Raw genomic sequence first — 15,550 nt, forward strand, 5'->3', positions numbered from 1 at the left:
GCTTTTTTTATGGTTCATATTTTTTTAGAAAATGCGAGAGGGGTTTCGGCTCTAAAGCCCCTCTCAATTACTCTAAATAGAATTATTTAAGTTTATCTACTAAAGAAATCAATAAATCAGCATTTTCATTTGAAATTGATTTTCCACTTTGAGCAGATACCTGGTTAATGTAAGCTTTGATTTTGCCTTCCATTGCTTCTGTATTGCCTCGCTCAGCTGCATCTTTAGCAGATAAAAGTTTTGTTTTAAGAGAATGAGCGATGTCCTTTTGATTTACAAAACTTTCTGTTAAATTGCTTAAACTGTCAAAGTCAACAGTAACAGTAAAAGTCGTTTCAACTTCTACCGTGTTTCCAGCTTTGTCAGTTGCTGTAGCTGAAATTTTATTTTCACCAATGGTGAAATTATATGCCGAACCTTCAATGCTTGGGCATTTCGCAGTAGCGATTCCTGATAATTTATCAACAGCAAGACAGGAGATGGCGACCTTTGAATCTACTTCATAAGTTTCCTTATTCCCTGAGAACTCAATCACGGGGGCTATTGTATCTAATATAATTTGTTTTTGATAGGCAGTGCTTATGTTTCCAGCTTTGTCTTTAAATTGAACAAATACAGTTTTCTCACCATCACCAGAAGGTAAAACAATATCTTTCGATGAAGCAAATTGATCCCATTCAGTCCAATTCTCTGAGTCAGTGGAAAAGCGAGATTGATTCACTCCGCTTAAATCATCTTCAGCATTAAAGGATATAGTAACATTTTGGTCATTTGTGAATTCTGCTCCAGAGTTAATTGTAAAATCTCCAGTAGGTGCTGTTGTATCCTCCTCAACAATCATGATCCAACTGATTTGAGGATCAGGAGAACCTTGTACTCTACGAACAGTAAGGTCAAGCTTTCCATCCGTAATGTTTACATTTTTGTAGCCAAGGACGTCATATGAATCTGTAAAGACGTATCCTTTTGTTTTGGTTTCACCATTCAGTAAAATATCCGCTTTTCTACTTCCTCTTGTGGAAGTATACCAAGGGTCATAAAGCCCTGTATAAACTGTGTATTTTCCATTTTCTAAATCAAATTTATAAGAAAGGTCATCTCCAGAGCCGCTTAGTAGGTATCTTAGTGCAGAAAATAGATCTCCACCTTCACTGCCGGCTGGTTTCGTACGATCTCCTACAAATCCCCATGATTGCCCATTCTCTGGGTTATACTTTTGATCGATGATCTCTTTGTTGAGAAGTGTTTCTTGCATATAAGAAGACCATATCTTGTAATCACTGGTTTCAGCACCACCAGCATGGACAAAATATCTTACATGATCAGGAATGACAAGTATTTTTGTCCTAATAACCTTATTGGCTAATTCAGAAAGTGTACCTTCAACTACAACAGTGCCAGGTTTTGAAAAATCTTCAGCATTGATTCCCCATGATACCGGCGTTTCCAATTGATTTCCTTCTGAATTTGTAACTTGAATAACATTCGGTAGTTTAGGCACTTGGTCTACAGCTACCTTTTCGGGTAATTCAGTGTTGATTGTTACTTTTCCCATTCTGTCTAAAATATCCAACTTCCACTCGTCATACCATTGTAAAATAATTTCATCATCTTGACCAAACTCAATAGGAAGCCATACATAACGAGAATCCTTTAAATTGCTTGAATTCCATCTGTCACCCATAAAAATAAATTTCCCCTTTTCTGGGTCGACAGGGATGACATTCGTGCTTTGTGAATCAAATGTTGTGGATGATTTCTCCCCAACAGCTGGATCACGTAATGGCTTCCATTCTCCAAAGATTTCATCGGCAACTGTATATCTTGCTGGGTTAGGTGACCATCCTGTTGCGCCTGATGTGATCATATAATACTTACCATTATATTTGAACATTGCAGGTGCCTCACGTTGTGCGCCAGGAAATACCCTTACGTAATCCTCACCATATACTGCTTTATAAGTCAAATCACGTTCAACATTTCCATCTCTATGCCAACCAACTACATCTGTATAACTTTCATTTAGTTTTGAAATATAGATCGTCATGTTTTCTTCACTAGAATAGATTAGGTAAGCTGTACCATCATCATCCTTGAATAGGTTCATATCACGCGCCATTCCGGGTTGATTAGGCTGGCCATTATATTCTGCATCTTCAGGGGCACGATCCATTCGGTTGCTTTCTTGGTAGATGAAAGGACCTGTTGGTGAGTCACTTAATGCATAACCAGCTTCAGCTTTTGCATACATTGCAGTTGATGTTTCTGAAGGACCATCTGTGTGCATCCACATGACATATTTCTTCGTTTTTTCGTTATAAATGACTTTAGGCCTTTCAATGACTCGGTCTGTGCCAATATCATTTAAGATATCTGCTTTATCTGTTCTTCCTTCATAAAGTTTCGAAATCAATGGATCTGTTTCAAATTGTGCCATTGATTCAATTGCGGTTAATGCAAGACCCTCATCCTGCCAATTATAAAGATCTGTAGAGGAATAAACTCTAACACCTCTTGCTGGAAGATAACCATTTGTTTTATCTTCACCATACCAGTAGTATTTTTGAGTTTCTTCATCGTACATGATCCCACCGCCATGGGCTTGGATGTCGGCACCGTTCGTATCTCTCCATACTTGCCCTGGTTTAAAGGATTCATTTGGAATGTTTAGTGCGAGTTCTGTTATTGCTGTTTCCAATTTCTTTATTGCTGCACGAATTTCTGTCTGTATTTCTTTTTTGTTTATATCCAAGTTATTGTCATTGATTTCTTTAACCAATGCCTCAGCTTGTTCGATTGTGGTATTAAGTGCATCTAAGCTAACCTTAGTATAAGTATCTGTCTTCTCAGCTTCAATTTTTGCGGTATTAATTTCACCCTGTAAATCAGAGAGTGGTATGACTATATACTTTCGGACAATGATGTAATTAACTAAAGGGTCATTATAGTTTGTTAAACTAGCTGTTGCTGGTCCTTGAATGTTAACATCCAATTCTCCGTCCGTTACTGAAACCTGTTGATAGGTAACCTCTTTTTCAGCGGAATAGCTTCCAATATCATAATCTCCATTTGATAGATTTTGTCCCTCACCAATAATATTAACACTTCGACCACTCCACGGATTCTTGAAACCTAAAGTAAGGTCATACTCACCATCAGGTAATTCAAACTTGTATTTTAATGCCTTTTCACGTATTTGAGGGCCGTTATAATATCTCAAAGATCCATTTTTGTCGTCTGGATTATTGACAGTTGTATTGCTTGTCGTGGTAACCAGTCCCCATTTTTTTCCTGTAACAGGGTCAGCGTCATACATCTGCTCCGTTTTGCTGGCATAGAGACCTATTTTATCGGTTCCTTCAGCAGTAGCAGGAGTTGGATCACCTGCATTCACAAAGTAGAGGATATAATTATTATCCTTAAGTTCTTGATCAGAAAATCCTGTTGTATTCCCTTTTGTGCTTGCTGCAAATGCTGGTGTGATTGAATAAGTAGACGATACGAGAATTAATACTGTCAGTAATAGTGAAATAACTTTTACTACCTTAGACAAGTGCATACCTCCTTAATGTTTTTGATATTGATAGATTTGAAATTTACTATGCTTCTTGTAGTGAGAAGGAAGATTTATGTAAATAGATTCAACAAGAAGCAGATGTTTGGTGTGTCATTCTTGAGGTGAGAAGTTATTACTTTAGTGATACTATTTTTCAAAAGAGGGGGAGAGGTTAGTTATTTTAGAATTTTCAAATAACTGCAACCGGTTTCAATATACTTTTTTTTAGTCGTTTTGTCAATATGTAAAATGAAACTGCATTATTAAGTAAGAGGCTTTAAAAATCTCAATGCTGAGAAGATCATTTGACAAGAATTTCTAGAAGGTTTATAGTTTAATTGCAACCGGTTTCAAAAGAGGGGACCGTGAAATTGAATCTAGAATTAAGACCATTGATAATATAATGGGGAAAAACGAATAAAAAAGGCAAGTTAATAGATACACATTTCATCATACGAGAATCGTCGAAAGAATGTAAGGAGTAGTTTCACCTTTGAAACGTCCTTCATTTCTTCGACTTTTTTTCTAGTGAAATTAACTATACTTTTGAATACGAATGAGGTGGATTTGAACTTGTATATAAAGTCTGACCAAATAAAAAAATTAATTTATGGAAAGAATGTTTCCCTTTTATTTTCAAACCAAAAGGAGCAGGACATTTGGTTTCATTCAATTAAGGATAAAACTTCATATCAGCCCTTACTTGAAGAGATTAGGGCTGAAGCGGAAAGACTACTCTATGAACCTGATAAAGAATTAACATTTTCAAACTTTACTATTTTTAGAGAAACAGGTTCCCGTCTTGAGTACGAAAAGGTTTATTTTGCAAAAAGAAGACGGTTAAATACATTTGCCCTTATGGCTTTGCTTGAACCAAATCATCCAAATTACTTAGAACAGTTAGAAAATACGATTTGGTCAATATGTAATGAATATACATGGTGTTTACCTGCTCATTTAAAGAATAGTCCTGAAATGGCAACTGATATGGATGTTTCGATTCAATCGATACAACAGTCTAGTTATTCTATCGATTTATTTGCTGCTGAAACAGCATTTACACTAAGTGAAATGTTAACTTTAACAAAGAACATTCTTGATCCTTTAATACAAAAACGAATCCAAGAGGAAGTCTATCGAAGAGTATTATTTCCATTTATTAATCAACCACAATTTGGTTGGGAAACTTCAACACATAACTGGGCATCTGTTTGTGCAGGATCGATTGGTTCAGCTGCAATACATTTAATTGAAGATGAAGAAATTCTTTCAGTCATTTTAGAACGTGTTCTTAGTAGCATGGGATATTATTTAAAAGGGTTTAACGATGATGGTGCATGCATGGAAGGGTATGGATATTGGCAATATGGTTTTGGTTTTTATGTTTATTTTGCTGATTTATTGAAGAAAAAAACAGCAGGGGAAATTGATTTGTTTGATTCAGAAAAAGTACATCAAATTGCCCTTTTCCAACAAAAATGCTTTATCCATAAAAATCAAGTTGTTAATTTTTCTGATTCTAATCAACAGGCAACAGTATTTTTAGGTATTAGTCATTATTTAAAAAAGATTTTTCATGACATTGAAGTCCCTGAGAAAGGACTCCGTGCTCCATATACTGAAGATCATTGTAGTCGATGGGCGCCAGTGTTCAGAAATTTACTCTGGTTTAATGAACAAATTGAGGGGAAGCCTTGGCACGATAAAACATATTTTCTTAGTGACTCACAATGGTTTATTTCTAGAAATGATCCCTATGTTTTTGCTTGTAAAGGTGGTCACAATGATGAGCCGCATAATCATAATGATATTGGTCATTTTATCTTACAAAAAAATGGTGAAACATTCTTTAAAGATTTAGGTAGTGGGTTATACAGTGATGCATACTTTGGTGAAGACCGCTATACAATTTTTTGTAATGGCTCACAGGGGCATTCTGTTCCAATCATAAATAATCAATTTCAGGCTGAGGGAATTTCTCACAACGCAACAATTACAGATGTAGCAATAGAGCAGGATATAGATATAGTGGAAATGAATATGGCAAACGCATATAACATTGCATCATTAGAAACGTTAACGCGAAGATTTACGTTGATAAAAAATAAGAAACCAGAGTTAATTTTGACAGACACTTTTCAGTTCACTGAAAATCCAGGATCAATAGTTGAAAGATTTATCACACCTGTACTTCAAATTACTGAAGACCAGGAAGGAGTCATTCTGGAAGGAAATCAAAAAGTGAAATTAAAATTTAACCGCAAGCAATTAAATTTAGTGATTAGTGAGAATGAATTTTTAAATCATTTTGGTGAAAGAGAAGATCTTCTTGTTTTGGATTTTTCTGTGAAAAATCCGGATAATACATGTTGTGTAGAGTTTGTATTTCAGTTGCTTTAGGATGAAATGGAATCGTACTAAGCGGTTAAAAATTAAATCATTAAGGTGGTAGTCACATGATAGAACATAAAATAGTGGTGGCAGGTTGTGGTGGTATGTCAAACACATGGTTGGATTACGCTGAAAGCCGTAAAAATGCTGAAATTGTAGGATTAGTTGATGTGAATATTGATGCTGCGAGAGGTATGGCAGAGCGTCGAAGCTTAAATGTCCCTGCTTTCTCTGATTTATCGCAAGCGATTAAGGAAACAAATGCCAATCTTGTATTTGATGTAACGATTCCTGCTGCCCATAAACACATAGTAACGACAGCATTTGAAGCAGGGTGCAATGTGTTTGGTGAAAAACCGATGGCAGAATCTCTAGAAGATGCTAAAGCAGTATTACATATGTCTCAAAAAACAGGAAAAAAGTATTCTGTCATGCAAAACCGTAGATATTTAAAACAAATTCGTGCATTTCAACACTTATTGTCAAGTGAAGTAATAGGTAAAGTGGGCTCGATCCACGCAGACTTTTTCCTCGGCCCACACTTTGGAGGATTTCGAGATGTGATGGACAATCCCCTTATCGTCGATATGGCTATTCATACATTTGATCAGGCCAGATTTATTACTGGTGCTGATGCAATATCGGTTTACTGTCATGAATATAATCCACCTGGATCTTGGTACAACGGTAACGCATCAGCTATCTGTATTTTTGAAATGAATGATGGCTCTGTATTTACCTATCGTGGCTCTTGGTGTGCAATAGGAATGCAAACTTCATGGGAAGCTGATTGGCGTGTTACAGGGAGCAAGGGTAGTGCACGCTGGGATGGTAATCGTTTACCAGTCTATGAAGTGATTGATCATTCTCAACCAACTGATTTCATAGACCCGATTAAAAACGTAGAAGTACAGAGCAATTGGGAGGGACAAGAAGGACATTGGGGCTGTCTAGATGAAATGTTTGCCTCTCTTGAAGAAAATCGTCTAGCCGAAACCGATTGTAGTGATAACATAAAAAGCATGGAGATGGTTTTTGGTGCAGTGGAAAGTGCAAAATCGGGGAAGAAGATTTTATTATAAAGCAAACAGTGAGCAAATTTCAGCAGATAAGTAAGAGAAGCTTGAAAACGCTGCACACAAACTAATGCAATAACTTAAATTACTTGAAGCTCTTTTTGCGTTTAGGAAGGGCTTCTTTCATTTTAAGTAAAAGAATCCTCAGCCTTACAGCTAGCATATTGTTAAATAAAAAATAGACCAATGAATGTACTCTTATAGAATACATTCATTGGTCTATTTGTATATGAGATACTAACTTATTACGGATTTGATACCAGATTTCTCTTTTGAATTTCTAATTTTAGTAGCTTAATAAAGTATGGATCGACATTTACTTTCATCGCTTTACTATAAACGCTTATTAGTAGCTCATTACTTATTTTCATTTCGAAAAGACCTCCTCAAAAGTTGAAAACCATTAAGAATCTGCTCCTAAGTTAAGGCTTGAAGCCGGTTTTTAGGAGAATTATTAACTGTCTTTATGCATACTAAATATCAGTTTTGTTTGTACTATATATTATAAAGTTTTTTGTGAAAATAGGTTGTACTACGAATGAACAAGTAAAAAAAGTAGTATATCTTATCAAAATAATGTTATAGAGGTGTAAACGTAATTGTGTATAATGAATCTGGTTAAACATATCTATCATTTTCATGTCCATTTATCAAGGATAGGTCTTTAAAAATCAACCTTATTAGGCGAATATTGTTATGAAAGCGCTACATAAATATACCTGCACTTTCTTCTACTTCTTTATCCATATGTGAATTTTCTTTCAAGTCGTAATACCATTCAGTGAATAAACAATCAAATTAACAATTTAATCATCCCTTGCATTCTACAAAATGAAACCGGTGTCATTTAGTGTTTTAATTTTAATTATTGATATCAAATTTTTATATCTATCGTGGTCTATTAATGAATGATTTTTCAGCTATATATTAATTGGTTTTCTATTTAAGGAGGTGGTTTTTAAGGTTAAATTGCTAATTTGAGTTTAGTTGTGATGGGTTATTAAGGACTAGTAAGCTTTTTATGACAAGGAGGGGTGTCCGTGGTAAAGGACAAAAATTTATTCTTACTACTAATGATGAGCTTTATATTTACGATTTTTGCTTTTTATACTCAAGTTTCTGCAGAAGGAATTACAAATGAATCTATTAAACCAGGGGAAGAATGGAGAGACACGAACGGAGAAATCATCCAAGCGCATGGTGGAGGTATCATGTATGATGAAAAGACGGAAACATACTACTGGTATGGGGAGGATAAGACAAAAGGCTATCTCCCAGCTACAGGAGTACATGCCTATTCATCGAAAGATTTAACTAACTGGAAAGATGAAGGCGTTGTCATGAAAGCGATCGAAAATCGTGAAGACATGGATACAGACCCGTATTTTATAGACTTATATAAAAATCGTTCAGCTGCAGAAAAAGATGTTATTTTCAGTGATATCAATACAGCACGCGGCGTTTTAGAGCGTCCAAAGGTAATATATAACGAGAAAACAGATAAGTATGTTTTATGGTTACATGTTGATGGTCCATATGAAGGGTCAGATTCAAACTATGCTAAAGCAAAGGCTGGCGTTGCGATTAGTGATTCACCGACAGGTCCTTTTGAATATTTAGAAAGTAATCGCTTAAACAAAATGCCAGAAGGTTATGAATACAAGGTTCGTAATACTGGGATGTCTAGAGATATGAATCTATTTGTAGACGATGATGGCACGGCTTATATCATTTATTCTAGTGAAGAAAACTATTCCTTGTATATTTCAAAACTAAATGAAGACTATACAGCGATCGCTGGTGAAGAATATGGTAAAGACTTTATTCGTGCGATTTATAACGGGCATCGCGAAGCACCTGCGATGTTCAAATATGATGGAAAATACTATTTGATTACCTCTGGTGCAACCGGATGGGATCCAAATCCTGCTAGATACCATGTGGCAGATTCCGTTTTAGGAGAATGGACTGATATGGGTAATCCTGTACTCGGTGATGGTGCAAGTACAACCCATGGTAGTCAAAGTACATTTGTAATACCGGTTGATCCTGAAAATGGAAAATTTATTTTTATGGGTGATAGATGGAATAGTAAGGATTTAAAGAATTCAAGATATATTTGGCTACCAATTGAATTTGGTCAAGAAGATGAAGTTGTCTTAAATTGGTATGATGAGTGGAAGTTGGATATTTTAGATAGAATGGGAAAAGTCACAATTAATACTGAGATACCTGAGAAGGTATTGGTTGGTGAAACACCAATATTACCGAGTGTTGTTAACGTTACAACTCCTAAGGGGGGAACATTTAATACACCAGTAACATGGTCGTATGATGCGGATGAGTTCTCAAAGCCAGGTAATGTAGTTGTAAAAGCGACTTTCCCTGAATTATTGAACAAAGTCCTTAATGTAAAGATCTCAGTTGTTCCTCCAGTAAATGTAGGAGAATTAGAACTTGATTCAGATGTGTTACTTTACGGAAATCAGTATACGCTAACAACAACAGTTACGAACAATACTGAAAACGACAAGGAAATAACAGTAAATGCAAATGTTCCATTTGGTTGGAAAACAGAGCAAATGACATTACAGGTAGACAGCCTTGACTCAAAAGAAGTATTTATACCTGTAATCCCGCCTGCTGATGGTGCTCCTGCGATTTCTACTTTAACAGTTACTGCCAAATATGATAGTAAAGAAGTGGAAAAAGGAGTTGGAATTGTAACACTACCAAAAGCGGAGGACTTAGCATTTTCATTAGATGCCGGTACTTCTACTAGTACAGTTTTTGAGGGATATGATCGATTATCACCAAATGAAATATGGAATTCAGCTAAAGGATTTGGCTGGATAGGTACAGTACCTGATAGCCGTGATAGAGGGGAAGTAGATTCATTACGAAAAGATCTGATCGCATCATTTAACCCTGCTACACTTGGTTTATCAATACCTGAGGGATACCATACTGTTTATGTAATTTCAGGGGATCGCCAATATGGTCAAGGAAATACAATGATCAAGGTTGATGGAACTAAGGTTGCTGAAACAGGAGGTACAGCTCAAGGTGAGTTTAAAGTGCTTTCTTTTGGAATAGACGGTGGTGAAACTGGTAGAAAGGTAGACTTAGAGTTTACTGGAGAATCTGGAAAACATTGGATACTGAATGCGTTGATGGTGAAGAAGGATAATACAGCACCAACAATAAATACAATGGCCAATGGAGAAGTGCTCCATGAAGCATTATCAGTAAAGGAAACTGAAAGTGTTACATTTACTTGGGAAGCAACTGATGATGAAAGTGGTATTGCTGAAACTTCCGCGACTTTTGAAGGTAAAGTGTACAACGAAGGAACAGCTATTGCTTTAGCAGGTAAGCTTGGCGAACATCATCTTGTAGTGAAATCCGTGGATAAAGCAGGAAACGTGAATGAATCGTCATATGTGATAACTGTGATAACTAGTACTGCTGATATGCAAATACTTATAGACGGTTTTGAAGAAGAGGGAGAGTTCACCAACCATGGTGCTGCCCAATCCTTACGAGCTCATTTGAATTCTGTAGACAATTTTGTAGAAAAGAATCAAAAAGAAAAAGCTATCCATCATTTAAAGAATTTCAAACAGTTACTCGACCATCATAAAGAAAATAAATCTATTTCTGACAAGGCATATAACGTTTTTAATGCCGATGTAAATTATTTGTTAGAAAAATGGTGAACGATTTCTTCAGCTACTAAATCTATATAAATTGGTAATGGCGAGAAGTTCAATGCTTTAAAGATACTTCTCGCCTTTTAGTTATCACGTATATACGAAAAGTTTATAATGATATTTTTTCATAGCTAATATAACAAAGTAAATTTTTAAAAAAAGATAGTAAAAATATTAATATATAAAAGGTTGAATTCCAGCTAATATATAAATTTAATAATATCTTTTTAGGGAGTGAACCAAAATGGAGTCGAATGGTTTGATGGGAGGATTATACAAGATCTGTGAATGGGTTACCAGGCTAGCATATCTCAACCTACTATGGATGCTGTTCACATTTATAGGATTCATTATCCTAGGTTTTGGTCCAGCAACTGTAGCAATGTTCTCTATTATTCGTAAATGGCTTATGGGAGAAAGAAATCTATCCATTTTCTCTTCATTTTGGTTGGTTTATAAAAAGGAATTTATGAAGGCAAATATATTATGGATGTCGCTAGTTGCAATTTTCATTATGCTGTATGTCGATTGGGTATTAATAAATTCTATGAATGGAATACTTCATTACCTTTTCTTAGGTTGCTTTATTATAATTTCTGTTCTCTTAGTCGTAGTCTTAATTTACATTTTCCCTGTTTATGTTCAGTTTGAAGGATCGATTCTTCATTATTATAAATCAGCCTTTCTTTTAGGTGCTACTTATCCAATTCGAACTATCATTATTACAATAACAAGTGGTGCCGGCATTTTACTTAGTTTAATCTTTCCAGGTGTAGGTATTCTCTTTCTCGCAAGTGGTTTAGGTTTCGTCATTATGTATATTTCCTATACGATCTTTTCTACGATTGGTGCACGTGCAAATTAATGTGTCACCCCCTTTTGAAAACCAGTCAAAAGGGGGTTTTGATTTTAATAGAAACTCATTATTGTCTTCATTCATTAGTATCAAAAAGGTGAAAAAGGTAAAAATTATTGCAAACTTCATCAAAATAGCGTTAAGGTTTTAGGCGTTTTATTTCTTATAATTAAATTATATTAAAAAGAGAGGTGATAACCAATGAGTTCAAAAGCAGATATATCTACTACCTCAAAGGTACTGCACGTGAAAAAGAGAAAATCATCAGTTGAAAGAAATGAAAACTTAGTTGGTTTCCTATTTGTTTCACCAATGCTAATTGGTGTTACGATCTTAGTTTTACTTCCGATTTTCGCAACATTTATATTAAGTTTTGCTGATTGGAAATTCATTCAGAATATCGATCAATTAAAATGGGTAGGTTTTAATAATTTTATAGAATTAATGCAAGATAAAGTCTTTAGAAAATCTCTTATAAATAATGCACTCTTTCTATTTACTGTACCTATCTGTATGATTATTTCATTGGTACTTGCTGTAGTTATTGATAAAAGCGTTTACATGAAGAGTTTCTTTAAAGTAGCATTTTTTATGCCTTATATTTCCAGCGTTGTAGCAATCGCAGTTGTATGGCAAGTGTTATTTCATCCTTCTTCAGGGCCAATTAATCAAACGCTTATGTCATTAGGAATTGATAATCCTCCAAAATGGATTGCAGATCCGAGTTTTGCGTTAATTTCTGTTATGTTGATCCAAGTTTGGATTTCTGTAGGGTTTAATTTAATCATCTATATAGCTGGCCTTCAATCAATTCCGAAAGAACTTTATGAAGCAGCTGATATGGATGGGGCGAATTCTTGGGTAAAGTTCCGTCGGATTACGTTTCCGATGGTGTCGCCAACATCATTCTTCCTATTAATTACGGGAATTATTTCTACATTTAAAGTTTTTGATTTAATTGCAGTTCTAACAAAAGGTGGTCCAATTCATTCAACAAGTATGATTGTATGGCATTTATATGATACAGCTTTTGTTAACTTAGATATCGGTTATTCATCGGCAATGGCGGTTATATTGTTCTTGATCGTATTCATTATAACCATATTCCAATGGATAGGTCAGAAGAAATGGGTTAATTATTAAGGGGGGAATATTGTGAAAAGGTCGATTAATCTACCAAAAATTATTACAACGTTTATCGTTTTTATAGTTAGTATTATGTTTCTGTTGCCTTTTGCTTGGATGCTTTCTACGTCATTCAAAATCGAAGCTGACGTTTTTACCTTTCCTATTCAATGGATACCAGAGAGATGGAATGGATTTAATAATTATAATGAAGTCTGGTTTGGTGACTTCCCATTCTATATCTACTATTGGAATTCGATAAAAGTAGCAGTATTAACGACACTTGTTTCTTGTGTTGTCTCTGCATTGGCAGCTTACGGATTTTCAAAAGTGAATTTTCCAGCAGGGAAATGGTTGTTTATCATTGTTTTAGCAACTTATATGGTCCCTCCTCAAGCTAGTTTAGTACCTCAGTTTATTTTATATCGTAATATTGGGTTGTTTGATAGTCATTTGGGATTAATTCTATTAGGTAGCTTTAGTGTTCTTGGTACATTTATGTTACGTCAATTTTTTATGGGTATTCATAATGAGTATATTGATGCAGCGAAAATTGATGGTGCTGGACACTGGAGAATCTTTTGGTCAATTGCATTACCAATTGTTCGACCAGCAGTTGCAACGTATGCGATTTTAAGATTTATTTGGACATGGAATGATTATCAAAATCCACTTATTTTCTTACGTACAGATGCACTTTATACGATTCAATTAGCAATGCAAAAATTTACGACGATTAATGGTGAATTCTATTCACTAATCATGGCTGCTGCAGTGTCTGCTATACTTCCATTATTAATTGTTTTTATTATAGGTCAAAAGCAAGTTATCGATGGTATTGCGCTTGGAGGCGTAAAAGGATAATAATTCCACTCGATTAATGTCAAATTATTTTGAATATAGGTAAAATAATTTACATTCGGTTAAGAAAGCCCTTTGCTATAATTCAAGTTGTAAGGGCTTTCTTATAAATAATTATGATAATAAAGGGGATATAATTATGAAGAAAAAGTTTTGGTCAACTGTTTTTGCATCTTCAATGCTAATTGGTGCTTTAGCAGGATGTTCAGGTGGTGGAGAAAGCACCTCGGGTTCGAATGAAGGGAAGGATAGTGGCTCCACAGAAGAGGCAGTGACGATTAAATTTCATACACATGGAAATGAATCTAGTTATAATTGGAAAGAAACAATAGCAGCTTTTGAAAAAGAGTATCCAAAAATTGATGTTGACTTAGTCATTTTAAGTGAAAAAGGAGACACTCAAGAAGCAACTCAAAAGTTAGACTTAGCTGCAGCATCTGGTGAACAATTAGATATATTAATGTTTAGTGATCCAGCAAGCTATGCACAACGTGTAGCATTAGGAATGGTTGCTCCAATAGATGAGTTTATTGAAAAAGAAGGATATACAGTAAATGAAGATTATAAAGTAGATACAAAAATAGATGAAAATTACTATGCTCTTCCAGGAAAATTTAATCCTTGGTATGTTCTACTAAATAAAGACCATTTAGATGAAGCAGGCCTAGAAGTTCCGACAGACTGGACTTGGGATGAGTTTATGGAATATGCTAAAAAGTTAACGACTAAAGACCATTATGGAACGTATTTCCATGGGCCACAAGGTGGTAGCTGGTTGGAATTTATGAAACTAGCACTTGCAAGTGAAGAGGATAACACAGAATTTGTAAAAGCAGATGGAACATCAAATCTTGATCATCCATTGTTCCGCAAAACTTTGGAAATGCGTTATAAAATGGAAAAAGAAGATAAATCAGCTACACCATATTCAGATATCATTTCTCAAAAGCTTCATTATCGTAATCAATTCTTTGGACAAGATGCAAGTACAGTATTAATTGGAAGCTGGATGAATACTGAACTAGGAGGAACTAAACAATTTCCACTAGACTTTAATGTAGCAATAGCACCGTATCCGAAAAATGATGCTAGTGATGAAGGTGGCTTTACACCAGTAACAACGGACTTTATGTCAGTAGCCGCTAATTCTGAGCATAAGGAAGAAGCATATAAATTTATTCGTTGGTATACGACAGAAGGACAAATTGTCCAAGGTAAAAACATCCCATCTTGGAATGGTATTAGTGACGAAGATTTTGGGACTATTATTGATGGAATTCTAGCAGGTACTGCAACACCAGAAAAGGTTGATAAGGAGACATTAGTGAATGTGTTGAAAAATGCAAAATCTTCAAAGATTATTCCGCCTGTGGCATATCAATCTGAGCTTTACAAAGTAATTAATGAAGAGTATGAAAAAATGATCTTAGGCGAGCAAGATATAGATACAACGGAAAAAGTAACACAGGAACGTGTACAAGAGATTATAGATAATAATAAGTAAAGAAAAAGTAACACAGGATTTAAGGGGCGTAAACCGATTCTGCCCCATCTTTTCTTTATACTATCTAGATTAATAATGTGATAGTATAAGAAAAACAATGGAATTTCGCCATAGTACTTGGCAATAAGCTAAGTTTTTCTCATCGTTTAGGAAATTATAAAATTCTTAAACTGTGGATAAGCGCACGACATCCAGCTCTAGCGCCTAGCCCCTCGAGGTCATAAGTCACAAATGAATTGAAGACAAAGAACGTCTTCTATTCATTTTCGTCTTATGCTTTTCGGGGCTGACCAAGGCGCTTGCGCTTTTGTACAAAGGTAAGAAAGTATAAAATTTTGTACTTAGTTTTGGTGTCTAGCTCCAGCGCCTAGACCTTCGGGGTCATAAGCCACTCAGGAATTGAAGACAAAGAACGTCTTCTATTCCTGAGCGTCTTATGCCTGTCGGGTCTGAACAAGGCGCTTGCGC

General features: G+C 35.3%; 9 protein-coding genes. 7 read left to right on the plus strand and 2 right to left on the minus strand.

Annotation, left to right across the window (positions count from 1 at the left end; all coding sequences use genetic code 11):
• Positions 1–82 precede the first annotated feature (82 nt).
• Entirely contained in the window at positions 83–3,553 is a 3,471-nt protein-coding gene (locus WCV66_RS08650) for a family 43 glycosylhydrolase (RefSeq protein ID WP_338788652.1), read from the minus strand.
• A gap of 576 nt (positions 3,554–4,129) precedes the next feature.
• Between WCV66_RS08650 and WCV66_RS08655 the strand changes: the two genes are divergently transcribed.
• Together WCV66_RS08655 and WCV66_RS08660 are read left to right on the plus strand one after the other, a co-directional pair.
• Complete coding sequence (locus WCV66_RS08655; RefSeq protein ID WP_338788653.1) at positions 4,130–5,956, plus strand: heparinase II/III family protein; 1,827 nt, start codon at positions 4,130–4,132, stop codon at positions 5,954–5,956.
• 56 nt (positions 5,957–6,012) lie between these two features.
• Entirely contained in the window at positions 6,013–7,029 is a 1,017-nt protein-coding gene (locus tag WCV66_RS08660; RefSeq protein ID WP_338788654.1) for a Gfo/Idh/MocA family oxidoreductase, read from the plus strand.
• Positions 7,030–7,268: 239 nt separating this feature from the next.
• Here the strand turns inward: WCV66_RS08660 and sda are convergent, their stop codons facing one another.
• Positions 7,269–7,394, minus strand: coding sequence for a sporulation histidine kinase inhibitor Sda (sda, locus tag WCV66_RS08665; RefSeq protein WP_338788655.1), 126 nt, complete (start codon positions 7,392–7,394; stop codon positions 7,269–7,271).
• Positions 7,395–8,063: 669 nt separating this feature from the next.
• Here sda and WCV66_RS08670 point away from each other — a divergent pair.
• From WCV66_RS08670 to WCV66_RS08690, 5 genes are all read left to right on the plus strand, one after another.
• A complete protein-coding gene (locus tag WCV66_RS08670) occupies positions 8,064–10,742 on the plus strand; it encodes an FIMAH domain-containing protein (protein ID WP_338788656.1) in 2,679 nt (892 codons plus the stop codon).
• A gap of 238 nt (positions 10,743–10,980) precedes the next feature.
• The gene (locus WCV66_RS08675) at positions 10,981–11,601 is read left to right on the plus strand and encodes a YesL family protein (RefSeq protein WP_338788657.1); all 621 of its coding nucleotides are present in this window, start codon (positions 10,981–10,983) and stop codon (positions 11,599–11,601) included.
• 192 nt (positions 11,602–11,793) lie between these two features.
• Positions 11,794–12,735 (plus strand): sugar ABC transporter permease, encoded by a 942-nt coding sequence (locus WCV66_RS08680; RefSeq protein WP_338788658.1) that lies wholly within the window; start codon positions 11,794–11,796, stop codon positions 12,733–12,735.
• 12 nt (positions 12,736–12,747) lie between these two features.
• Positions 12,748–13,581, plus strand: coding sequence for a carbohydrate ABC transporter permease (locus WCV66_RS08685; protein ID WP_338788659.1), 834 nt, complete (start codon positions 12,748–12,750; stop codon positions 13,579–13,581).
• Positions 13,582–13,717: 136 nt separating this feature from the next.
• Positions 13,718–15,082 (plus strand): sugar ABC transporter substrate-binding protein, encoded by a 1,365-nt coding sequence (locus WCV66_RS08690; RefSeq protein ID WP_338788660.1) that lies wholly within the window; start codon positions 13,718–13,720, stop codon positions 15,080–15,082.
• The last annotated feature ends 468 nt before the right edge of the window (positions 15,083–15,550 follow it).

It is taken from the genome of Metabacillus rhizosphaerae (assembly GCF_037201795.1).
Lineage (GTDB): Bacteria > Bacillota > Bacilli > Bacillales > Bacillaceae > Metabacillus > Metabacillus rhizosphaerae.

Coding starts and splice junctions, on each gene's coding strand:
- WCV66_RS08660 (WP_338788654.1), top strand. CDS start 6,013: ATGATAGAACATAAAATAGTGGTGGCAGGTTGTGGTGGTATGTCAAAC.
- sda (WP_338788655.1), bottom strand. CDS start 7,394: ATGAAAATAAGTAATGAGCTACTAATAAGCGTTTATAGTAAAGCGATG.
- WCV66_RS08675 (WP_338788657.1), top strand. CDS start 10,981: ATGGAGTCGAATGGTTTGATGGGAGGATTATACAAGATCTGTGAATGG.
- WCV66_RS08680 (WP_338788658.1), top strand. CDS start 11,794: ATGAGTTCAAAAGCAGATATATCTACTACCTCAAAGGTACTGCACGTG.
- WCV66_RS08690 (WP_338788660.1), top strand. CDS start 13,718: ATGAAGAAAAAGTTTTGGTCAACTGTTTTTGCATCTTCAATGCTAATT.